This is a genomic window from Hydrogenophaga sp. GW823-FHT04C09, assembly GCF_058796355.1.
Genome location: NZ_JBXAIO010000006.1, coordinates 177,171 through 197,600 on the forward strand (window position 1 = coordinate 177,171; position 20,430 = coordinate 197,600).

Annotated in this window: 22 protein-coding genes and 2 tRNA genes; 4 read left to right on the top strand and 20 right to left on the bottom strand. The window is 66.5% G+C overall.

The annotated features are described in order from the left end of the window. Nucleotides 1-14 precede the first annotated feature (14 nt). The 14 genes from AC1Q9M_RS17890 to AC1Q9M_RS17955 all read right to left on the bottom strand — a co-directional run bounded on the left by AC1Q9M_RS17890 (nt 15) and on the right by AC1Q9M_RS17955 (nt 11,931). A complete protein-coding gene (locus tag AC1Q9M_RS17890; RefSeq protein ID WP_382325033.1) occupies nt 15-725 on the bottom strand; it encodes an ABC transporter ATP-binding protein in 711 nt (236 codons plus the stop codon). Beyond that, nucleotides 722-1,486, bottom strand: coding sequence for an ABC transporter ATP-binding protein (locus tag AC1Q9M_RS17895; protein ID WP_382157653.1), 765 nt, complete (start codon nt 1,484-1,486; stop codon nt 722-724). Before AC1Q9M_RS17895 ends, AC1Q9M_RS17890 begins: the two co-directional genes overlap by 4 nt. Continuing rightward, nucleotides 1,483-2,475 carry a branched-chain amino acid ABC transporter permease gene (locus AC1Q9M_RS17900; RefSeq protein WP_444686637.1) on the bottom strand — a complete coding sequence of 331 codons (993 nt, stop codon included), beginning with the start codon at nt 2,473-2,475 and terminating at the stop codon, nt 1,483-1,485. The genes AC1Q9M_RS17895 and AC1Q9M_RS17900 overlap by 4 nt, the downstream gene beginning before the upstream one ends. Then, entirely contained in the window at nt 2,472-3,335 is an 864-nt protein-coding gene (locus tag AC1Q9M_RS17905) for a branched-chain amino acid ABC transporter permease (protein WP_382157657.1), read from the bottom strand. Before AC1Q9M_RS17905 ends, AC1Q9M_RS17900 begins: the two co-directional genes overlap by 4 nt. Nucleotides 3,336-3,432: 97 nt before the next feature. Beyond that, nucleotides 3,433-4,620 (bottom strand): ABC transporter substrate-binding protein, encoded by a 1,188-nt coding sequence (locus AC1Q9M_RS17910; RefSeq protein ID WP_444686636.1) that lies wholly within the window; start codon nt 4,618-4,620, stop codon nt 3,433-3,435. Between the two features lie 110 nt (nt 4,621-4,730). Beyond that, nucleotides 4,731-5,207, bottom strand: coding sequence for a flavodoxin domain-containing protein (locus AC1Q9M_RS17915; RefSeq protein WP_382325027.1), 477 nt, complete (start codon nt 5,205-5,207; stop codon nt 4,731-4,733). A gap of 88 nt (nt 5,208-5,295) precedes the next feature. Then, nucleotides 5,296-5,372 (bottom strand) — tRNA-Arg (locus tag AC1Q9M_RS17920). 59 nt (nt 5,373-5,431) lie between these two features. After that, nucleotides 5,432-5,508: transfer RNA gene (locus AC1Q9M_RS17925), tRNA-Pro, on the bottom strand. 47 nt (nt 5,509-5,555) lie between these two features. Then, nucleotides 5,556-6,260: a glutathione binding-like protein gene (locus AC1Q9M_RS17930; protein ID WP_444686634.1), complete on the bottom strand. Its 705-nt coding sequence runs from the start codon at nt 6,258-6,260 to the stop codon at nt 5,556-5,558. Nucleotides 6,261-6,350: 90 nt separating this feature from the next. Continuing rightward, nucleotides 6,351-7,610, bottom strand: a complete 1,260-nt coding sequence (locus AC1Q9M_RS17935; protein WP_382157666.1) for an acyl-CoA dehydrogenase family protein — start codon at nt 7,608-7,610, stop codon at nt 6,351-6,353. A 39-nt stretch (nt 7,611-7,649) separates the two neighbouring features. After that, a complete protein-coding gene (locus tag AC1Q9M_RS17940; protein WP_382325025.1) occupies nt 7,650-8,735 on the bottom strand; it encodes a phosphotransferase family protein in 1,086 nt (361 codons plus the stop codon). Between the two features lie 64 nt (nt 8,736-8,799). Next, nucleotides 8,800-9,519 (bottom strand): Crp/Fnr family transcriptional regulator, encoded by a 720-nt coding sequence (locus AC1Q9M_RS17945; protein WP_382157670.1) that lies wholly within the window; start codon nt 9,517-9,519, stop codon nt 8,800-8,802. Nucleotides 9,520-9,604: 85 nt separating this feature from the next. Further along, nucleotides 9,605-10,384: an oxepin-CoA hydrolase, alternative type gene (locus AC1Q9M_RS17950; RefSeq protein ID WP_382157672.1), complete on the bottom strand. Its 780-nt coding sequence runs from the start codon at nt 10,382-10,384 to the stop codon at nt 9,605-9,607. A gap of 26 nt (nt 10,385-10,410) precedes the next feature. Further along, a complete protein-coding gene (locus tag AC1Q9M_RS17955) occupies nt 10,411-11,931 on the bottom strand; it encodes a 3-hydroxyacyl-CoA dehydrogenase (protein WP_444686632.1) in 1,521 nt (506 codons plus the stop codon). A gap of 76 nt (nt 11,932-12,007) precedes the next feature. On the opposite strand from AC1Q9M_RS17955, the gene AC1Q9M_RS17960 reads away from it, so the two are divergent. Continuing rightward, nucleotides 12,008-14,131 (top strand): type IV pilus assembly protein FimV, encoded by a 2,124-nt coding sequence (locus tag AC1Q9M_RS17960; RefSeq protein ID WP_444686631.1) that lies wholly within the window; start codon nt 12,008-12,010, stop codon nt 14,129-14,131. Nucleotides 14,132-14,201: 70 nt separating this feature from the next. Here AC1Q9M_RS17960 and AC1Q9M_RS17965 read toward each other — a convergent pair whose 3' ends face one another. The 3 genes from AC1Q9M_RS17965 to lexA form a co-directional block, all read right to left on the bottom strand. Beyond that, nucleotides 14,202-15,209 carry a D-2-hydroxyacid dehydrogenase family protein gene (locus AC1Q9M_RS17965; protein WP_444686630.1) on the bottom strand — a complete coding sequence of 336 codons (1,008 nt, stop codon included), beginning with the start codon at nt 15,207-15,209 and terminating at the stop codon, nt 14,202-14,204. A gap of 116 nt (nt 15,210-15,325) precedes the next feature. After that, nucleotides 15,326-15,478, bottom strand: a complete 153-nt coding sequence (locus tag AC1Q9M_RS17970; protein WP_382325019.1) for a hypothetical protein — start codon at nt 15,476-15,478, stop codon at nt 15,326-15,328. A 354-nt stretch (nt 15,479-15,832) separates the two neighbouring features. Continuing rightward, nucleotides 15,833-16,510, bottom strand: coding sequence for a transcriptional repressor LexA (lexA, locus tag AC1Q9M_RS17975; protein ID WP_382163966.1), 678 nt, complete (start codon nt 16,508-16,510; stop codon nt 15,833-15,835). Nucleotides 16,511-16,649: 139 nt separating this feature from the next. Between lexA and AC1Q9M_RS17980 the strand changes: the two genes are divergently transcribed. Genes AC1Q9M_RS17980 through AC1Q9M_RS17990 form a run of 3 tightly spaced genes read left to right on the top strand, consistent with a single transcriptional unit; the run spans nt 16,650 to nt 18,532 of the window. Then, entirely contained in the window at nt 16,650-17,612 is a 963-nt protein-coding gene (locus tag AC1Q9M_RS17980; RefSeq protein WP_444686629.1) for an asparaginase, read from the top strand. Nucleotides 17,613-17,616: 4 nt separating this feature from the next. Next, nucleotides 17,617-18,036: a hypothetical protein gene (locus tag AC1Q9M_RS17985; protein WP_382325015.1), complete on the top strand. Its 420-nt coding sequence runs from the start codon at nt 17,617-17,619 to the stop codon at nt 18,034-18,036. A gap of 16 nt (nt 18,037-18,052) precedes the next feature. Beyond that, nucleotides 18,053-18,532 (top strand): DUF6152 family protein, encoded by a 480-nt coding sequence (locus AC1Q9M_RS17990; RefSeq protein WP_444686628.1) that lies wholly within the window; start codon nt 18,053-18,055, stop codon nt 18,530-18,532. 61 nt (nt 18,533-18,593) lie between these two features. On the opposite strand, the gene adk is transcribed toward AC1Q9M_RS17990, so the two are convergent. From adk to AC1Q9M_RS18005, 3 genes are all read right to left on the bottom strand, one after another. Beyond that, nucleotides 18,594-19,250: an adenylate kinase gene (gene adk, locus AC1Q9M_RS17995; protein WP_382157688.1), complete on the bottom strand. Its 657-nt coding sequence runs from the start codon at nt 19,248-19,250 to the stop codon at nt 18,594-18,596. A gap of 156 nt (nt 19,251-19,406) precedes the next feature. Further along, complete coding sequence (gene kdsB, locus AC1Q9M_RS18000) at nt 19,407-20,192, bottom strand: 3-deoxy-manno-octulosonate cytidylyltransferase (RefSeq protein ID WP_444686627.1); 786 nt, start codon at nt 20,190-20,192, stop codon at nt 19,407-19,409. Next, nucleotides 20,189-20,395 (bottom strand): Trm112 family protein, encoded by a 207-nt coding sequence (locus AC1Q9M_RS18005; RefSeq protein ID WP_291117088.1) that lies wholly within the window; start codon nt 20,393-20,395, stop codon nt 20,189-20,191. Before AC1Q9M_RS18005 ends, kdsB begins: the two co-directional genes overlap by 4 nt. Nucleotides 20,396-20,430: the final 35 nt, after the last annotated feature.

Consider the following 20,430-nt stretch of genomic DNA (forward strand, 5'->3'; position numbering starts at 1 on the left):
GTCGTTGCCGCGTCTCAGACGCCCAGGTACTGTTCCAGCAACTCCGGCTGCGCGTGCAGCTGTTCCGAGCTGCCTTCGAAGACCACCTCACCTTTGACGAGGATCACGTTGCGGTCGGTGATCTGGGTGACGTGCTTCCAGTTCTTGTCCACGATCACGCTGCTGATGCCGCTCTCCCGGATCAGGCCGCAGATGCGCCAGATCTCGCGCGCGATCAGGGGCGCCAGGCCCTCGGTGGCCTCGTCGAGGATGAGCAGGTCGGGGTTGGTCATGAGCGCGCGGCCGATGGTGAGCATCTGCTGCTCGCCGCCGCTGAGCTGCTGCCCGCCGTGGTTCAGGCGCTCGGCCAAGCGCGGGAAGGTGTCGAGCACACGCTCGTAGGTCCAGTCGCGCTGGCCCTGTGTGCCGGCGCGCGCCGACATCACCAGGTTCTCGCGCACGCTCAGGTTGCCGAAGATGCCGCGGCCTTCGGGCACATAGGCGATGCCCAGGCGGGCGATCTCGAAGGTGGGGGCGCCGGTCATGTCCTGGCCCTTCACATGCACCTTGCCACCGCTGGGTTTGACGATGCCCATGATCGACTTGAGCAAGGTCGTCTTGCCCATGCCGTTGCGGCCCATCAGGCCGATGGTCTGGCCCTTGTCGACGGTGAAGTCCACGCCGCGCAGGATGTGGCTGGCGCCGTAGTGGGTGTGAAGGCCTCTGGCCTGGATCAGCGCGCTCATTCGTGCTCCTCGCCGAGGTAGGCCGCCTGCACGCCTGCGTCGGCGCGGACTTCGGCCGGCGTGCCGCTGGCGATCACCTGGCCGTTGACCATGACGGTGAGCCGGTCGGCCAGGGTGAACACGGCATCCATGTCGTGCTCCACGAGCATCATGGCGTGGTCCTTCTTGATTTTGAGCAGCAGCTCGACCATGCGCTCGGCCTCGGCGTGGCCCATGCCGGCCAGAGGCTCGTCGAGCAGCAGCACGGTGGGTTCGGTGGCCAGGGTCATGGCAATCTCCAGCTGGCGCTGCTCGCCGTGGCTGGTGGTGCCCGCGATGGTGCCCACGCGGGCCGTGAGGCCGGCGAGTTCGATGGCGCGTTCGCAGCGGCGGTTGACTTCGGTCATCGCACTGGCCGCCGAGAGCCAGCGCAGCGGGTTCCACGGGCCATGCCGTTCACGCGACTGGGCGGCCAGGCGCACGTTGTCCCACACGCTGAAGGGCAGGAAGATGTTGGTCTTCTGGTAGCTGCGGCCCAGGCCCAGGCGCGAGATGCGTTCGGGGTTCTTGCCGGCCGTTTCGGTGCCGTTGAGCGTGATGCGACCGGAGGTGGGGGGCAGGTCGCCCGAGAGCAGGTTGGTCAAGGTGGACTTGCCCGCGCCGTTGGGGCCGATCACCGCGTGGATGCGGTCGCGGTGCAGATCCACCGACACGTCGTTGACGGCGGCCAGGCCGCCGAAGCGCTTGGTGAGGCTTTTCGCCGAGAGCAGGAGCTCGCTCATGGGGCACCCCGCTTGCGGGAGAACTGCGCCACCAGGCCCAGCAAGCCGCGCGGCGCGAACACCACGATCAGCACGATGAAGCTGCCCATCAGCAACTGCCAGTGCTTGGTGAGGTCCTTGAAGAAGTGCATGACGTACTCGAACGCGAAGGCCCCCACGATGGCGCCCGCGAAGTTGCCCATGCCGCCGAGGATGACCATCATGATGGCGTGCGCGCTCATGTGAAAGCCCATGAGTTCGGGGTTCACGTAGCCGGTCTGCGCGGCCCACAGGAAGCCCGCCACGCCGGCCAGCGCGCCGGCCAGGGTGAAGGCGGCGAGCTTGTAGCCGAAGGTGCCGTAGCCCACCGCGCGCATGCGGTGCTCGTTCACGCGGATGCCGGCGAGCACGCGGCCGAAGGGCGAGAACAGCAGGCGCCGCAGGAAGGCGTAGACCAGCACCAGCACCAGCAGGGTGAAGTAGTAGAAGGTGGTCTTGTTGTCCAGGTCGATGCCGGTCCAGCCGAACAGCGAGGCGTCGGGCCGGAAGTTCACGTACAGGCCGTCGGAACCGCCGAGCGCCTTGTTGTCGAAGAACAGGAAGAACACCATCTGCGCGAAGGCCATGGTGACCATGATGAAGTAGATGCCGTGCGTGCGCACCACGAAGAAGCCGATGATCAGCGCCGCCAGGCCCGCGCCCAGGGCCGAGACGGGCAGCGCCCACCACAGGCTGATGGGCGTGTCGGCCGGCGTGAGGAAGGCCAGGGCGTAACCCGCCAGACCGAAGTAGGCGGCGTGGCCGAGCGAGACCAGGCCGGTCACGCCCTGCAGCAGATCGAGGCTCATCGCGAAGATGGCCAGGATCATCATCTGCGAGAGCATCTGCAGATAGAAGTCGACACCCGTCAGGGGCATGAGCGGGAAGGCGGCGAGGGCGATGGCGCCCAGCAGCAGGATCACCTGCATGCTGCGCGGCAGCTTTTCCAGCTGGGCTTTGGGCGAACTCATTGTTTGAACAGCCCTTCAGGCTTGTAAAGCAGCACGGCGGCCATGAGCATGTAGACGGCCATGCCGGCGATCTGCGGCACCAGCACCTTGCCGAAGGTGTCGACCAGGCCCACCAGCAGCGCGGCCACGAGGGCCCCGCGCACCGAGCCGATGCCACCGATGACGACCACCACGAAGCACATGATCAGCACCGAGCTGCCCATGCCGGGGTACACGCTGGAAACGGGCGAGGCGATCATGCCGGCGATGGCCGCCAGGGCCACGCCCAGCGCGAACACCACGCCATGGATGAGCCGGATGTTGATGCCGAGCGACTCGGTCATCTCGCGGTTGAAGGCGCCCGCGCGGATCTTCATGCCCAGGCGGGTCCTGGAGATGAGCAGGTACAGGCCGAGGGCGAGCGCGATGCACACGCCCGACATTACCAGCCGGTAGACCGGGTAGGACAGGTTGTCCGTAAGCGGGATCGACCAGTTCAGCATCTCCGGCACCTGCACCGAGTGCACGTCGTCGCCCCAGAGAATGGAGCGCACTTCCTCGAAGATGTAGATCAGGCCGAAGGTCAGCAGCACCTGGTCCAGGTGGTCGCGGCGGTAGAAGTGGCGGAACAGCAGCCATTCCAGCAGCCAGCCCAGCACGACGGCGATGACCGTGCCCAGCACGATGGCCAGCACCAGGCTGTCGAGCTGCGACACCAGGAACCAGGCCAGGTAGGCGCCCAGCATGTAGAAGCTGCCATGCGCGAGGTTGACCACGCCCATGATGCCGAAGATCAGGGTGAGCCCGGCCGCCAGCATGAACAGCAACAGGCCGTACTGCAGGCTGTTGAGCAACTGGATCAGGAAGTTGGCGAAGTCCATGAAGCGGGGCGGTGAGGATCAGGCCAGGAAGGCGAGCAAAAACCAGACCAGCGCCTGTGGGCGCCGGTCTGTGGAGGCACGAGTGAGGCGGGGGCGATCAGCCCATGCGGCAGCCGGTGGCCGGGTCGGCCACGGCTTTCTGCGCGATGCCGATCACCTTGTTTTCCTTGTTCTCGACCTTGCGCATGTAGATGTCCTGGATCGGGTTGTGGGCCTTGCTCATGGTCCACTTGCCGCGCGGGCTGTCGATGGTGGCGCCTTCCATGGCGGCGTACAGCGCCTTCTTGTTGTTGAGGTCGCCCTTGACGGCGTTGGCGCCCTTGATCAGCAGCAGGCCGGTGTCGTAGCCCTGCACGGCGTACACATCGGGTTGCAGGCGGAAGGCCTTGGCGTACTCCAGGCGGAACTGCTTGTCGCGCGGCGTGTTCAGCGAGTCGCCGTAGTGCATGGTGGTGAGCACGCCGTTGGCCGCAGGACCGGCCGCTTCCAGCACGCCCTCGGTCAGGAAGCCCGAGCCATAGAGCTGGATGGTTTTGTTCAGGCCCGCCGCGGCGTAGTCGCTCATGAACTTGGCCGCGCCGCCGCCGGCGAAGAAGCAGGCCACGGCATCGGGCTTGAGCGAGGCGATCTCGGTCAGCAGCGCCTGGAATTCCACGTTCGGGAAGGGCAGGCCCAGCTTCTTCATGATGGTGCCGCCGGCCGCGGTGTAGCTCTGCTCGAAGCCTTCGAAGGCTTCGTCGCCGGCCGCGTAGTTCCAGGTGATCCACACCGCCTTCTTGTGGCCGTTGGCCACCATGGCCTTGCCCAGCGCCAGCGTGGGCTGCGAGTTGGTGAACGAGGTGCGGAACACGTTGGGGGCGCACTGGGCGCGGGTGGCCACGTGCACGCCTGCGTTGGGGATCAGGTTGAGCACGCCGGTGTCGCGTGCCACCTTGTGGATGCCCATCTGCACGCCCGAGTGCACGGTGCCCACGAGCACGTCCACCTTGTCGCGCTGCACCAGGCGGGTCGCGTTCTCGATGCCCTTGGCCGGGTTGGATTCGTCGTCCACCTTGAAGTACTCGACTTCACGGCCACCGAGCTTGCCGCCTTGCTCGTTGAGGGCCATGCGGAAACCGTTCTCGATCGCCACGCCGAGCTGGGCGAAGGTGCCGGTGTACGGCAGCATGAAACCCACGCGCACCTTGTCCGACTGCGCACGTGCCAACTCGGGCAGCAGCAGGCCGGTGGATGCGGCGCCGATCACGGCGGCGCTGCGGGTCAGGACGATTCGGCGGGTGGTCATGGAGTTCTCCTGTGGGTGGTTGCCGGAATGCGGTTCACTGTAGACGCGGGGTAGGGGATTGACGATCCAGAATTACCCGTACTTGAGGTCTAAAACATTTATGTCTGAATTTAAGAGGCGGGTTGCATGGCCAGCGCGAGCCACTCGCGGCACCAAGCCGCGCCGACCACCTCGGCCTCGGTGCCCGCCGACGCGTCATGGCAGAACACGTCTCCCACACGCACGGCGCCCAGATCGGCGAGACGCTCGTCGAACCGCCGACCACCCTGGCAGAACGTCTGCGGATGGGTGCCGTGGTCGCCCAGTGCGATCACGCCGTAGCGCACGTGGCCCAGAAACTTGGGCTCGTTGCCCAGGGATTCGTACAGCGCCCGGGCGTTGTCCGGCACGTCACCCGAGCCGTAGGTGGATGTGCATATGAGATATAGTGCATCCCCGTCAAAAACTCGGATGTCCAATCCGTCCATCATGCGCACCTCGATCTCGGGGATCAGGTCGGCGCAATCCATCTCGATGGCCTGAGCCACGTACTCGGCGGTGTTGGTCATCGTGCCAACGAGGATGAGGAGTCTGGAGGGTGGGTTCATGATTCAGAAGCTGCAATATACTTCATGAATTCCCGATGAATCATCGGGTAAACCCTCGTTGATGCGCTGGGTCGCGTGGCCCCTTGGGTGGCCTGCCCGGAGGGACTCGAACCCCCGACCTGCTGCTTAGAAGGCAGCTGCTCTATCCGGTTGAGCTACGGGCAGACAGGGCGACTGGCGATGCAAAAAAGGCCCACACTGTGGGCCTTTTTGTTCTTGATGAATGGTCGGAGCGGCGGGATTCGAACTCGCGACCCTCTGCTCCCAAAGCAGATGCGCTACCAGGCTGCGCTACGCTCCGACTAAGCGGCGAATTGTACCTGCTGAAATGAGGTGTTCCGGTCGGGCTCAGCGTTTTTCGTACTGCGTCTTGCCAAACAGCACTTCGCGCGACTTGTCATCGGTGATCGGTTTGCGCGCGTCGGCCAGCACCGCCACGCCGCGTTGCACCGCGGGGCGGGCGGCAATGGCGTCGAACCACTGTTTCAGGTGCGGGAAGTCGGCCCAGTCGATGCCCTGGTTCTGCCAGTTGCGCAGCCAGGGGAAGATCGCGATGTCGGCGATGCTGTACTGGTTGCCCGCGATGAACTTCTGCGCCTCGAGTTGCCGGTCCATGACGCCGTAGAGCCGCCTGGCTTCGTTGGTGTAGCGATCGATGGCATAGCCGATCTTCTCGGGCGCGTACTGCCGGAAGTGGTGGTTCTGGCCGAGCATGGGGCCCACGCCGCCCATCTGGAACATCAACCACTCCAGCACCTTGAATTTGGCGCGGTCGCTTTTGGGCAGGAACTTGCCGGTCTTGGCCGCGAGGTAGAGCAGGATCGCGCCCGACTCGAACAGGCTGATGGGCTGGCCATCGGGACCGTCGGGGTCGACCAGTGCCGGAATCTTGTTGTTTGGGCTGATCTTGAGAAAGGCCGGTTCGAACTGATCGCCCTTGCCGATGTTGACGGGATGGACCCGCCAGTCCCGGCCGAGCCGCAGTCCACACTCCTCCAGCATGATGTGGACCTTGTGTCCATTGGGGGTTGGCCAGGAGTGGACGTCGATCATGGGACTTGCCTTTCTTGCGGGAGGGTGGCTGAGGAGCTGGCCACTCTACGGGAATTCAAAAACCCGTGCTCACCCTCCCGGCATGCCGGCTCAGAAGCCGCGCGTGACAGGCATGTCCACCTCGGTCTTCACCAGCATGTGCTTGGCCAGTTCCAGCTTGGCGATGGACTGGCGGTGCACCTCGTCGGGGCCATCGGCCAGGCGCAGGGTGCGCTGGCCGGCGTAGGCGTAGGCCAGTGGGAAATCGTCGCTCACGCCGCCGCCGCCATGGGCCTGAATGGCCATGTCGATGATGTCGCAGGCCATGTTGGGTGCCACCACCTTGATCATGGCGATCTCGGCCTTGGCGACCTTGTTGCCGACGGTGTCCATCATGTAGGCCGCCTTGAGCGTGAGCAGGCGCGCCATCTCGATGCGGCAGCGCGCATCGGCGATGCGCTCGTGCCAGACCGATTGGGCCGACACCGGCTTGCCGAAGGCCACGCGGCTGTTCAGGCGCTTGCACATCAGCTCCAGCGCGCGCTCGGCCGCGCCGATGGAGCGCATGCAGTGGTGGATGCGGCCCGGGCCCAAGCGGCCCTGCGCGATCTCGAACCCCCGGCCTTCGCCGAGCAGGATGTTGCCCACCGGCACGCGCACGTCCTTGAGCACCACTTCCATGTGGCCGTGCGGCGCGTCGTCGTAGCCGAACACCGACAGCGGTCGCACCACGGTGATGCCCTTGCTGTTGGCCGGCACGATGATCATGGACTGCTGCGAGTGGCGCGGCGCATCGGGGTTGGTCTTGCCCATCACGATGTAGACCGCGCAGCGCGGGTCACCGGCGCCGGAGGACCACCACTTGCGGCCGTTGATGACGTAGTGGTCGCCGTCGCGCTCGATGCGGCACTGGATGTTGGTGGCGTCCGACGAGGCGACCTCGGGTTCGGTCATCAGGAAGGCCGAGCGGATCTCGCCGCGCAGCAGCGGCTCGAGCCACTCGTCCTTGAGTTCCTCGCTGGCGTAGCGCTCGAAGGTTTCCATGTTGCCGGTGTCGGGGGCCGAGCAGTTGAAGACCTCGGCCGCGAACGGCACGCGGCCCATGATTTCGCACATGGGTGCGTACTCGAGGTTGGACAGACCCTGCGGCGCGCGCGGGCTGCGCGGCAGGAACAGGTTCCACAGGCCGGCCTTGAGCGCCTTGGGCTTGAGTTCCTCGATGATCGTGGTGGGCAGCCAGGGGTTGCCCTTGGCGCGGTTGGCGGCGATCTCGGCGAAGAAGCGCGCTTCGTTGGGGTAGATGTGCTCGTCCATGAACGCCAGCAAACGCTCGCGCATGTCCTTGACCTTGTCGGTGTAGTCGAAATTCATCTTGGCTCCAGTGGAAAAAGGGTGTGGGTGTGAAGAGGGTCAGCGGGCGCTGGCGAAGCCCCAGGCCATCTCGGCCAGGGGGCGGGCGCCGGCGGCGGATTTCACCGCCTGTTCGTTGGACGCGGTGCCGGTTTCCACCCGCTTGGCAATGCCCTGCAGGATGGCCGCGAGGCGGAACATGTTGTAGGCGAGGTAGAAGTTCCAGTCCGCTTTGAGTTGCTCGGGGCTGGCGATGCCGGTGCGTTCGCAGTAGCGCGAGATGTAGGCGTCTTCGGAAGGGATGCCCAGCTCGGCCAGGTCCAGTCCCTGGATGCCGCGGAACATGCCGGGCGGGATGTGCCAGGACATGCAGTGGTAGCTGAAATCGGCCAGCGGGTGGCCCAGCGTCGAGAGTTCCCAGTCGAGCACGGCGAGCACGCGCGGCTCGGTGGCGTGGAACATCAGGTTGTCGAGGCGGAAGTCGCCATGTACCACCGACACCATGGACTCGTCGCGCGCCATGGCCGGGATGTTCTGCGGCAGCCATTCCATGAGGCGGTCCATCTCCGGGATGGGCTGCGTGATGGAGGCCTGGTACTGCTTGCTCCAGCGGCCGATCTGGCGCTCGAAATAGTTGCCGGGCTTGCCATAGTCGGTCAGGCCGATCGCGTCGGGCTTGACGGTGTGCAGCGCCGCCATGACGCGGTTCATCTCGTCGTAGAGGGCGGCGCGTTGCGCGCGGTCCATGCCGGGCAGCGACTGTTCCCAGAGCACGCGCCCATCCACGCACTCCATGACATAGAAGGCCCGGCCGATCACCGATTCGTCTTCGCACAGCACGTGCATCCGCGCCACCGGCACACCCGTGCCGTGCAGCGCGCTCATCACACGGAACTCACGCTCGATCGCATGGGCCGAGGGCAGCAGCTTGGCCACGGGCCCGGGCTTGGCCCGCATCACGTAGGCGCGTTGCGGCGTGATGAGCTTGTAGGTGGGGTTGGACTGGCCGCCCTTGAACATCTCCACCGAGAGCGGGCCGGCGAAGCCCGGCAGCCGGTCTGTCAGCCAGCGTTCGAGGGCCGGGATGTCGAAGGTGTGTTGTGCCGCAACGGGCCGGGTGCCGACGAAATTCTGGGTGTCGCTCATGGTGTGCGGCTCAAGGCCGTTGTGGGTTGACGGGCCTGAAGCAGCAGTGGCGACAACGCCGGGGTCAGGACTCGGCTTCGGCGATGCGCATGAGCATGTCGCGGTTGCGCACCACCACACCGCCTTGTTCGATGCGGATCGCGTCCTCGCGCTCCATCGACTTGAGCTCCTGGTTCACGCGCTGCCGCGACGCGCCCAGCAGCTGCGCCAGTTCCTCCTGCGCGAGCTGCAGGCCGATGCGCATTTCGCTGCCGTCGGCCAGGCAGGGCACGCCGTAGCTGCGCACCAGGTGCAGCAGCTGTTTGGCCAGCCGCGCGCGCAGGGGCAAGGTGTTGAGGTCTTCCACCAGGCCGAACAGCGTGCGGATGCGCCGTGCCTGCAGTCGCATGAGCGCTTCGTACAGCTCCACGTGCGAGGCCAGGATCTTCTGGAAATCGGTGCGCGCCACGCACAGCAAGGTGGTGGCGCCATGCGCGTAGGCATCGTGCGTGCGCTGGTCGCCGTCGAACATCGCCACATCGCCGAACCACACCCCGGGCTCCACATAGGTCAGCGTGATCTGCTTGCCCGAGAGCGAGGTCGAGCTCACGCGCACCGCCCCACGGGCGACCGCCGACCATTCGGTCGGTGGGTCGCCGCGTGCGACGATGAGATCGCCGTCCTTGAATCGCTTGACGTGGGCGCATCGGAGGATGTCGTGACGCAGGGAAGGTGAAAGGCTGCTGAACCAGCGACCGTTGTTGATCGCCTCGCGTTCTTCCATTGTCAGAATCGGTTCGTCCATGGGCTGTCTTTTGAGTGACTGAGGGTGGCCTTCATTGTCGCCACTGGGACGCGGCGGACAGATCAGGGTATGCGCGCAGACCGCGTCAACGGTAGTTGGCGGCCCGCTTTTCCATGAAGGCCGTGATACCTTCGCCCGCGTTGGCGTGATGCAGGTTGCGCACGAAATGATCGCGCTCGGCCGACAGCTGCGCGTGCAGTGTGACCGTCGGGGCGTCGTTGGCGAGTTCCTTGATGCTGCTGAGCGCGTTGGGCGCGCGCGCATTGAGGCGTTCGCACAGCGTCAGCGCGTCGTGCAGCGCTTCTCCCGGCGTGCTGGTCTGGGTGATGACGCCCAGTTGCTGCAGCCGCTCGGCGCCGATGCGTTCACCGCACAACAGCAACTGCAGCGCCGTGGCCCGGGGCAGGGCGCGCATCAGGCTCCAGGTGGCCCCGCCGTCGGGCGACAGGCCCACGCTGCTGTACGACATCGCGAACACGCTGTTCTGCGCGGCGATCACCAGGTCGCAAGCCAGCGCCAGCGAAAAACCGGCACCGGCGCACGCGCCTTCCACGGCCGCCACCACGGGCTTGGGGAAGGCGCGGATGGTCTCGATCCAGTTGTGCAAACCCTCGATGCTCTGCGCCTGCACCTCGGGCGGCTGCTGCCGGTTGGCCAGCAGCCGCTGCAGGTTGCCGCCGGCACAGAAGTGCGCGCCTTCGCCCGTGAGCACCACGCTGCGCACTTCGGGGCTGCTTTCGGCCACGTTGAGCGCTTCCACGCCAGCGGCGTACATGTCGGGGCCGAGGGCGTTGCGGTGTTCCGGGTTGCTGATGGTCAGCACCATGGTCTGACCATGGCTGTGGCTCTTGAGGCTGGCGGTCATGCGGTGTCGGTCCTTGCGGTCGGGAATCAGGCTTCTTCGTGCGTCAGGCTCAGGCCCAGCGCGCCACGGCGGCGCAGCCAGGGGGAAGGGCGGTAACGCGGGTCGCCGTAAACCGTCTGCAGGTTGAACAGGATCTCCAGCAGGTTGGTGGGACCAATGCGGTCGCCCATGGCCAGCGGCCCCATCGGGTAGCCCAGGCCGAGGGTGACCGCCACGTCCAGGTCGGCCGGCGAGCAGATGCCCTGCTGGCACATGTCGGTCGCGATGTTGACGATGGTGGCCACCACGCGCTGCGTGACGAAACCACCGCTGTCGCGCACCACGCTCACGGCCTTGCCGTCGCTGGCGAACAGGGCGTGAGCGGCGTCGCGCATGTCGGCCCGGGTGGCGGGGTTGGTGGCCAGCACGCGGCGGCGGGTGGAGGCGTCGTCGAGCATCATGTCGATGCCCACGGTGCGCGACGCGTCCAGGCGTTCCACGGCGGCCAGCGTGGTCACGTCCAGACCCAGCGGCGCCACCAGAATGAGCGCGGCGGCCGACGGTGCGGCGGCGGTCTCGATGTGCGCGCCCAGGTCCTTGAGCAACTGATAGAGCTCGGCCCGGCGGGCTGCCTTGGGCGAGACCCAGACCGGTGGCAGCTCCGCGACGGTCGGCGCGGCCACGTCGGCCGGCACCTGGGCCACGCCCTTGTCGTAGGCATAGAAACCTTCACCGACCTTCTTGCCCACCACGCCCCCAGCCAGGCGCTGGGCGGTGATCACGCTGGGGCGGTAGCGCGGCTCCTCGAAATACTGGTGGTAGATCGACTCCATCACGGGGTGCGAGACGTCCAGCGCCGTCAGGTCCATCAGCTCGAACGGGCCGAGCTTGAAGCCCATCTGGTCCTTGAGGATGCGGTCGATGGTGGCGAAATCGGCCACGCGTTCGCCCACCACGCGCAGGGCTTCGGTGCCGTAGCCGCGGCCGGCGTGGTTGACGATGAAGCCCGGCGTGTCCTGTGCCGAGACCGGCGTGTGGCCGAACTGGCGGGTGTAGTCCGTCAGGCGCTGGCAGACCGTGGCGCTGGTCTTGAGGCCGGCAATGACCTCGACCACCTTCATCAGGGGCACCGGGTTGAAGAAGTGGTAGCCAGCGAGTTGGGCCGGGCGCTTGAGCGCGGCACCGATCGAGGTGACCGAGAGCGACGAGGTGTTGGTGGCCAGCACCGCATCGGGTTGGACGATGGCTTCGAGATCGGCAAACAGGCGTTGCTTGACGTCGAGCCGTTCGACGATGGCTTCCACCACCAGATCGCAGGGCGCGAGGTCGGTCAGCGCACCGGCCAAATGCACCCGTGCCAGGCAGTCTTCCATCTGGCTGGCCTCCATGCGGTTCTTGCCCACCAGCGTCTGCCAGGTGCCTTGAAGGGCGGCGCGGGCGGCCTCCGCCGCGCCGGCCTGCACGTCGAAGAGCCAGACCTGGCTGCCGGCCTGGGCCGCCATCTGGGCAATGCCGCGGCCCATGGCACCGGTCCCGACGATGCCCGTATGAAGAAATATGGGTTGCATAAGTGTGTTGTATTTGGAATGAGGGTGCCTGGAGCTATGACAAAATGATCCAACGAAAGAACGAAGGGCTTCCAACGTGCGCCAGACATGGACAGGCTGTATTTTGCTATTAACTGCGCTGGGCAGTTCGGCGGCCACGCTGGGGCGGCACAGTGGTGCAGCTGTCATCGGACAACCTCTCGATGTCCGGGTTCAGGTTCTTCTCGCTCCGGGTGAGGATCTCACCAACCAGTGCCTCAATGCGGATGTCTTTTTTGGCGATACGCAAGTGTCGCCCGGTCTGGTTCGCAGCACGCCCCAGAAAGCCGAGGCCGAGTCCTCGGTGCGTATCCAGACTCGGCAGCCCATCAACGAACCCATCGTCACCTTGTACGTGCGTGCCGGCTGCGGCACCGCGTTCACCCGCCGCTTCGTGCTGCTGGCCGACCCGCTCAACGAGCCGATGGCGCCGGTCGACCGATCCAACAACCCGGTGGCCGTGGCGCCCCCGGCGGTGGCGCAGGCGCCTTCCACGCCTGCGGGTCCCGGTGTCGCGGGCGGCAGCCTGGTAGAGAGTGGCACCGCCAGCGCTCGGCCGCCCGTTGCGGCTGGCCCTGTGGCTTCGCCATCGGCACGGCCTGCGCCCAAGCCCGCCGCGAAACCGGGTGCCACCGCGTCGCCCCGTGCGAGCAGTGTGGTGCGCCGTCCACCGGCACCCCCTGCGGCGCCCCGCCTGCAGCTGGACCCGATCGATCTGGATGCGGGCATCGAGCGCGATCCGACGCTCAAGCTCTCGCCCTTCTTGCTGAGTGAGCCCGCCACCTCCGAAGAAGCCCGCGCCGCCGCCGGCCTGCTCTGGAAGTCTCTCAGCGCGTCGCCGGAAGACATCCTGCGGGACGCCCAGAAACTCGCGGCGCTGGAGGCGGAAGCCGAGCAACTGCGCAACGCCCGGGCCCAGAGCCAGAACAGCATTGGCGAGCTGAACGCCCAACTGAATGAGGCGCGTGACCAGCGCTACCGCAACTGGCTGGTGTACCTGCTGGGCGCACTGCTGTTGCTGACGCTTCTGGCGCTGCTGATGGCGTCGCGCCGCCGTCCAGCGCAGGCCGGGTCCGAGGCGTCCCGTGCGTGGTGGTCCTCGACGCCTGAAGACAAAACCATGCCGGCACAGCTCCGCAAGCCCGTGCGCCAGGGCGCCCCGACGGTGGCGGCCCCCGCGCCCGGCGGCGTGGAACTCGATCTTCACCTGGATCAGGATTCGTCGCTGGACGATTTGCAGGCCCTCGATGGCGCCGCTGCGCGCGAGAGCGATCCACAGCCGGAATCGGCGGTTGCGCTGCCATCGCGCGACCGTCGGGATTTTTCACCGAGCGCCTTGGGCATCTCCCGTTCGGTGGCCACGGAAGAGTTGTTCGACATTCAGCAGCAGGCCGACTTTTTCGTGTCGCTGGGTGAAGACGAGCAGGCCATCCAAGTGCTGCGCAACCACCTGGCCGAGAGCCATGAGCCCAGCCCCCTGGCTTACCTGGATCTGTTCAAGCTCTATCACCGCCTGGGGCGCCGCGAAGACTACGACGCCCTGCGCGACGAGTTCAACCACGTCTTCAATGCCGGCGCGCCGCCCTTCAACCGCTACACCGACGGTGGTCGAGGCCTTGAAGCCTACGAAACGGCCTTCAGCCGCATTCAGTCGCTGTGGCCGGAGCCCCGGGTGCTGGACCTGATCGAGGAGTCGATCTTCCGGGACGCCAGCGACGACGAAGTCGAGGTGTTCGATCTCGAGGCGTACCGCGAGCTCTTGCTGTTGCACGCGATGGCCAAGGAGCTGATCAAGCGAGACGAGCCGTCCGCGGCAAAGCACAGCGAATTCCGGCACACGAACATGCAACCGCTGAAAGCCGACGGCCGGCGTCCGAGCGCGCCAGCCGGCAAGAAGCCCCCCGTCGCTGAAGAGCCTGCTGGCGGTCGCAACACCCAGCCGATGGACCTGGGTGTGCTGGTGCCTGCGTCGTCCCACCTGGGCCTGGACATCAACCTGAACGACCTCTCCGAGTTCTCTGCCTTCGAGGCCTTGTTGCCAGAGGTGTCGCCGCCCGTGGAGCCGACCGCCAAGGCAGGTGACGCCCAGGACCTGCCGCTGAGCAACCTGATCGATTTCGAGGTGTTGGACTTCATGCCGCCGGACGACGAGCCAGGCTCGAAGCCGGATGGCAAACGCTGACGCCCTTGGTACCCAGAAAAAACGCCGGTGACAACCGGCGTTTTTTCTGGGGTGAGGTCGATCGCAGCCATCAGCGTCGAACCTGCAGCGCGCCTGGATTGACGATATTGGTCGGTGTGCCCTTGATGTAGTTGACCACGTTGTCGAACGCAGAGGAGAAGTACATCTCGTAGCTGTCCTGCTCGACATAGCCGATGTGGGGCGTGCAGATGCAGTTTTCGAGCCGCAGCAGGGCATGGCCTTGCAGGATGGGCTCGGATTCGAACACGTCGATCGCGGCCATGCCCGGGCGACCCCGGTTCAGCGCGGCGATCAGCGCCTCGGGCTGGATGAGCTCGGCGCGGGAGGTGTTGACCAACAGCGCGGAGGTCTTCATGGCGGCGAGGTCTTCGGGTGTCACACAGCCCGCGTTGCTCTCGCTCAGCCGCAAGTGCAGGCTCAGCACGTCGGCCGTTTCAAACAGGGCTGCCTTGCTGGGGGCCACATCGAAACCATCGGACGCGGCGCGGGCACAGCTTTCTTCGCTGCCCCACACGATCACGCGCATGCCGAAGGCCCGCCCGTAACCTGCCACCATCTGCCCGATGCGGCCGTAGCTCCAGATGCCCAGCGTCTTGCCACGCAGCACCATGCCCACGCCGAAGTTGGCGGGCATGGCCGCGGCCTTCAGCCCAGCCTGTTGCCAGGCGCCATGCTTGAGGTTGGAGACGTATTGCGGGATGCGGCGCATGGCCGCAAGCATCAGGGCCCAGGTGAGCTCGGCGGTGGAGACGGGTGAACCCACGCCCTCGGCCACCGCGATGCCACGCTCGGTGCAGGCATTGACGTCCACATGCTCACCCACGCGCCCGGTCTGGGCGATGAGTTTGAGCCGGGGGAGTTTTTCAACCAGTTGACGGGTGATGGCGGTGCGTTCCCGGATCAGGACCAGCACATCGGCATCGCGCAATCGGATGGACAGCTGGCCCACGCCCTTGACCGTGTTGGTGAAGACTTTGGCCGGGTAAGGCTCCAGTTTCTCGGCACACCGCAGTTTGCGCACAGCGTCCTGATAGTCATCAAGGATCACAATATTCATGACCCTATTGTGCCTTCACCTCCCAGGCCTTCCGGGCCGCTGACCCCTGGTTACAAGCAGGCACGGCGCGCCGGGAGCCTGGAGGATGGCCGTGTGCTCGCTGGCGGCGGCCGAGTTCAGGCCGCGCGCGTGGACAGCTGGCGTTCCTGGTCGGCCAGTCGATCGAGTTCGGCGCACACATCGTTGATGCGGCCCGAGATCACCAGCCTGACACCGGCCCGGTGCGCCGCCGCGGGGCCGGTCTGCTGCAGCACGCGCACGCGAGGCACAGGGTCCGCTGCCGGTGGCACGGCCCGCAAGACAAGTGGACTGCGGGTTGTGCTGGCGCGCTTGAGCCACCCGGCACGCGCAAAGCGCTGTACAACCTGCGTGGCCACGGGCTCGTTGGCGGCCGTTGCCCGGCGAAGGGCGGGAGAGGGCAACCAGCAGTCGATCAACTGCAAAGGGGCGCGCCACGTGTTGGTGTTGAAAATTTTTCCCATGCGAAACTCCATTGGGTGGGGTTGAACACAGGCAGGATTGCAAAATCAAACGCCTTCGCAGGGATGTGTCCTTGTGGTGGGTTGTGCACCCACCGGGACCAAACGCCCGCCACCTGCTGAGGCGACACGGACCGGGATCGGTCAGAGCTGGAAGCTGTTGCGGATCAGGCCCACGGCGAGTCCTTCGATTTCGAATGGCTCGCCCGGTTCGACGACGATGGTCTTGTAGTCGGGGTTTTCCGCGTGCAATTCAATCAGGTGCTGGCGCCGCATGAAGCGTTTGACGGTGACGTCGTCACCCAGGCGGGCCACCACGATCTGGCCGTTCTTGGCTTCCTTCGTGGCCTGCACGGCGAGCAGATCGCCGTCCATGATGCCGATGTCGCGCATGGACATGCCACGCACCTTGAGCAGGTAGTCGGGCGTGCGCTGGAACAGGCTGCGCTCGACCTGGTAGGTCTGGTCCACATGCTCCTGCGCCAGGATGGGCGAACCGGCTGCGACGCGACCGATCAGGGGGAGCACCAGCTGGGCCAGGCTGGGGATCGGCAGTGTAAGCTGGCGCCCGCGCGAATCGTTGATGGACTGCAGGTCTTCGCTGCGCAGGCGGATGCCTCGCGAAGTGCCACTGACCAGTTCGATCACGCCCTTGCGCGCCAGCGCTTGCAGATGCTCTTCGGCGGCATTGGCCGACTTGAACCCGAGTTCGCTGGCGATTTCGGCACGGGTGGGCGGTGCGCCGGTGCGTGCGATCGCCGTCTGGATCAATTCCAGAATCTGTTGCTGCCGGGCGGTGAGCTTCGGTGCGGTATGGGGCATGTCGAGCATGAGGACCTCGTCGGGAACGTGGTGGCCAAGGGGAACGCCATCTGGGAAGGCAGGAACAACGCGGGAAGTGGCTGATACCTGTTTTCTTATCCAGTATCTGTATTTTTAACCAGTTTTCAAGGATTGGCAAGTGGTGGACACAAATCAGGGCCGGCGGCTCGTGATCCTGGGCACGGGCGGCACCATCGCCGGGCGTGCGGCGCAGGCGGGCGACAACGTGGGCTACGTGGCGGGGCAGGTCGGCGTGGCCGATCTGGTGGCGGCCGTTCCGGCTTTGGCCGGCGTGCCGTTGGAGGTGGAGCAGGTCGCCCAGATCGACAGCAAGGACATGGGCCTGCCGGTGTGGCAGGCGCTGGCGGCACGGCTCCAGGCGCATCTGGACGATCCCCAGGTGTCGGCGGTGATCGTGACGCACGGCACCGACACCCTGGAGGAAACGGCGTTCGTGCTGCAGCGCCTGCTCCAACCCACCAAGCCTGTGGTGCTGACCTGCGCGATGCGCCCGGCTTCCGCGCTGGTGCCGGATGGGCCGCAGAACCTTGCCGACGCGCTGGCCGTGGTGCGGCATGGGGAGGCCGGCGTGGTGGTGGTGTGTGCCGGACAGGTGCACGGCGCGCTGGAGGTGGCGAAGGTGCACACCTACCGCCTGGACGCTTTTGACTCTGGAGACGCGGGGCCGCTGGCTTGTGTGGAGGAGGGGGAGGTGCGCCGTTTCCGATCCCGGGGCGCCTCCGTTGCTTCCCACGATCCAGCCCCGCTGGCCCGCTTCCTGGCGGCCGACGCCCTGCCTCGGGTCGAACTGGTGACCAGCCATGCCGACGCGGACGGCAGCCTGGTGCGGGCCTTGATGGCGCCAGGCGCCGCCCGTCCCTTGCGGGGCATCGTGGTGGCCGGCACGGGCAACGGTACCGTTCACCAGGCGCTGACCGATGCGCTGAATGCCGCGCAGGCACAACGGGTGCGGGTGGTGCTGGCGACGCGTTGTGCGCGCGGAAGGGTGGTGCCGCACGCTGGCCTGCCATTCGCGCACTCGGCCGGGCTCTCGCCGGTCAAGGCCCGGTTGGCGCTGGCGCTGGACCTGCTGATGGAATGACGCGATGTTCGCCGCGCTCGGTGCCCACGCCTGGGCGTACCCCATGCTGGAAGTGGCCCATCTGCTGGGCGTGGCGCTGTTGCTCGGCAACCTGACGCTGCTGGAACTGCGGGTGTTCGGCTGGGGCCAGAGCCTGCCTGTGGAGCCCCTGGCGAAACTGAGCCTGGGCCTGGTGGCGGTGGGTTTCGCACTGGCCGCCGTGTCGGGCCTCCTGATGTTCGGTACCCAGGCCGGGGAACTGCTGGCCAATCGCGTGTTCACAGCCAAGATGGTGTTGATCATGCTGGCGGGGTGCAACGCCGGCTGGTTCCACGCCCGCCGATCGCTGCAGCGCCAGGACCGCACTGCGCGCCTCTTGATGCTGCTGTCGTCGGCCTTGTGGCTGCTGGTGCTGACCTGCGGCCGTTGGATCGGTTACGTGTGATGGGAAGGAGATCTCCATGCAACGACGTGATGTGATTCGGACCGGGGCCTGGCTGGGCCTGGGGGGTTGGGGCGGTGGGGCGCTGGCCCACCATGGCTGGAGCAGCTTCGACCAGGACCGTCCGCTCTACCTGGAGGGGCGGGTGGTCGAGGTGAAGTGGCGCAACCCGCACGCCGAGCTGGTGCTGGAGCTGCCCGAGGCCCTGCGCCTGCCGGCCGACCTCGGCCAACGCCCTTTGCCCGCCCAGACGGCGGGCATCGACGGGCCCGCGCTGCTGGCCAAGACCGTGTTGCCCACGCGCCGCGACCGGCGCTGGGAGATCGAACTGGCGCCGCTGTTCCGGTTGGGGCAATGGCAGATGCCTGAGGTCAAGACCGGGGCCTCCCTGTCCACCGTGGGCTTCGCGTTCAAGGACGAGAAGGGCGAAGCGATCCTGCGCGCCGAGTACGTGTTTCTGGAGGGCAAGGCCTACGGCCTGCGCTCCAGCCCGGCTTGAGCCCTCCTGAAAGCGGAACACCCGGCACGTGGCCGGGTGTTCTGCGGGAAGCCGGGGTGGCTTACTTCGACAGCGCCTCGAAGGCGCGCGCCGTGATGTCCTCGACCGAGCCCATGCCGCTGATGGCGCGGTACTTGGGCGCGGCGGCCGCGTCCGAGCGCGCCCAGCTGCTGTAGTAGTCCACGAGGGGACGGGTCTGTGCGCTGTAGACCTCGAGCCGCTTCTTCACGGTCTCTTCCTTGTCGTCTTCGCGCTGGATCAACGGCTCGCCGGTCACGTCGTCCTTGCCTTCCACCTTGGGCGGGTTGAACTTGACGTGGTAGGTGCGGCCCGAGGCGGGGTGCGAACGGCGGCCGCTCATGCGTTCGATGATGGCGTCGAACGGCACGTCAATTTCCAGCACGTAGTCCAGCTTCACGCCGGCGGACTTCATGGCATCGGCCTGCGGAATGGTGCGCGGGAAGCCGTCGAACAGGAAGCCGTTGGCGCAATCGGACTGGGCAATGCGTTCCTTGACCAGGTTGATGATGAGGTCGTCGCTGACCAGACCGCCGGATTCCATCACGGCCTTGGCTTGCAGCCCCAGGGGGGTGCCGGCCTTCACCGCCGCGCGCAGCATGTCGCCGGTGGAGATCTGGGGGATGCCGTATTTTTGGCAAATGAACGTGGCTTGCGTTCCTTTGCCGGCACCCGGGGCGCCCAACAGAATCAGTCTCATCGCTTTCCTTTTTTCAGAGTTTCAATGGCGTGGCCGCTTGTCTCGAGCGGCGGCCCCAGGGCGTGGGAGCCGGGGCGACCGGTCGAGGATAGCACGGGCACCCTTCGCTCTGGCTGACAGGAAAAGGGCTCCGACGCCCACCGCAAGGCCCGTAATTCAGGCCTTGGCGAGCAGCTCGCGCACCCGTTGAAGATCTTGCGGCGTGTCCACGCCGGGGCCCGGTGCATGGGCCGTCACGTGCACCGCGATGCGGTGGCCGTGCCAGAGCACGCGCAATTGCTCCAGCGACTCGATTGCTTCCAGCGACGAAGGCTCCAGCTGGGGAAACTGCCGCAGGAAGCCGGCGCGATAGGCGTAGATGCCGACGTGGCGCAGTGGCGCAGGGGTCGGCAGCGCGCTCATGGGCTGGCCGGGTGCCATGCCATCGCGCCACCAGGCGATGGGTGCGCGGCTGAAGTACAGCGCGGTGCCCATGCGGTCGAGCACCACCTTCACCACGTTGGGATTGAGGAAGTCGCTCGTGCTGTCGAGGGCGTGGGCGGCGGTGCTCATCACGCAATCGTCGCGGCGCCGCAGTTCGGCCGCCACGGCGTCGATCAGCGTCGGCTCGATCAGAGGTTCGTCGCCTTGCACATTGACCACCAATGCCTCATCCGCCAGGCCGAGCAGGGCGCAGGCTTCGGCCAGGCGGTCGCTGCCGGAGCGGTGGTCGGTTCGCGTGAGCAGGGCTTGCACGCCGTGGGCGGCGCAGGCGTCGACGATGCGCGGATCGTCGGCCGCCACCACGCAGCGCGAGGCGCCGCTCTGCATCGCGCGCTGCGCCACGCGCACCACCATGGGCACGCCGGCGATGTCGGCCAGGGGTTTGTCGGGCAGGCGGGTGGAGGCCAGCCGGGCGGGAATGAGGACGGTGAAGTCGGCCGCCGCGGTGGGCAGGCTCATGCGAGCGGGGCGGGGGCCGATGGGCGCGCCGCTTCCTCTTCGCTGATCGTGCGGGCCTCGTGTTCGAGCAGGATGGGAATGCCGTCGCGCACCGGGTAGGCCAGGCGCGCGCTGCGCGAGAGCAGTTCCTGCTTGTCGCGGTCGAAGATCAGAGGGCCCTTGGTGACCGGGCAGACCAGCAGTTCGAGCAGTTTGGTGTCCATGGCGGAATGATAGTCGCGCCGGCTGGATCCGGGTT

Coding starts and splice junctions, on each gene's coding strand:
- AC1Q9M_RS17890 (WP_382325033.1), bottom strand. CDS start 725: ATGAGCGCGCTGATCCAGGCCAGAGGCCTTCACACCCACTACGGCGCC.
- AC1Q9M_RS17895 (WP_382157653.1), bottom strand. CDS start 1,486: ATGAGCGAGCTCCTGCTCTCGGCGAAAAGCCTCACCAAGCGCTTCGGC.
- AC1Q9M_RS17900 (WP_444686637.1), bottom strand. CDS start 2,475: ATGAGTTCGCCCAAAGCCCAGCTGGAAAAGCTGCCGCGCAGCATGCAG.
- AC1Q9M_RS17905 (WP_382157657.1), bottom strand. CDS start 3,335: ATGGACTTCGCCAACTTCCTGATCCAGTTGCTCAACAGCCTGCAGTAC.
- AC1Q9M_RS17910 (WP_444686636.1), bottom strand. CDS start 4,620: ATGACCACCCGCCGAATCGTCCTGACCCGCAGCGCCGCCGTGATCGGC.
- AC1Q9M_RS17915 (WP_382325027.1), bottom strand. CDS start 5,207: ATGAACCCACCCTCCAGACTCCTCATCCTCGTTGGCACGATGACCAAC.
- AC1Q9M_RS17930 (WP_444686634.1), bottom strand. CDS start 6,260: ATGATCGACGTCCACTCCTGGCCAACCCCCAATGGACACAAGGTCCAC.
- AC1Q9M_RS17935 (WP_382157666.1), bottom strand. CDS start 7,610: ATGAATTTCGACTACACCGACAAGGTCAAGGACATGCGCGAGCGTTTG.
- AC1Q9M_RS17940 (WP_382325025.1), bottom strand. CDS start 8,735: ATGAGCGACACCCAGAATTTCGTCGGCACCCGGCCCGTTGCGGCACAA.
- AC1Q9M_RS17945 (WP_382157670.1), bottom strand. CDS start 9,519: ATGGACGAACCGATTCTGACAATGGAAGAACGCGAGGCGATCAACAAC.
- AC1Q9M_RS17950 (WP_382157672.1), bottom strand. CDS start 10,384: ATGACCGCCAGCCTCAAGAGCCACAGCCATGGTCAGACCATGGTGCTG.
- AC1Q9M_RS17955 (WP_444686632.1), bottom strand. CDS start 11,931: ATGCAACCCATATTTCTTCATACGGGCATCGTCGGGACCGGTGCCATG.
- AC1Q9M_RS17965 (WP_444686630.1), bottom strand. CDS start 15,209: ATGAATATTGTGATCCTTGATGACTATCAGGACGCTGTGCGCAAACTG.
- lexA (WP_382163966.1), bottom strand. CDS start 16,510: ATGCCCCATACCGCACCGAAGCTCACCGCCCGGCAGCAACAGATTCTG.
- AC1Q9M_RS17985 (WP_382325015.1), top strand. CDS start 17,617: ATGTTCGCCGCGCTCGGTGCCCACGCCTGGGCGTACCCCATGCTGGAA.
- AC1Q9M_RS17990 (WP_444686628.1), top strand. CDS start 18,053: ATGCAACGACGTGATGTGATTCGGACCGGGGCCTGGCTGGGCCTGGGG.
- adk (WP_382157688.1), bottom strand. CDS start 19,250: ATGAGACTGATTCTGTTGGGCGCCCCGGGTGCCGGCAAAGGAACGCAA.
- kdsB (WP_444686627.1), bottom strand. CDS start 20,192: ATGAGCCTGCCCACCGCGGCGGCCGACTTCACCGTCCTCATTCCCGCC.
- AC1Q9M_RS18005 (WP_291117088.1), bottom strand. CDS start 20,395: ATGGACACCAAACTGCTCGAACTGCTGGTCTGCCCGGTCACCAAGGGC.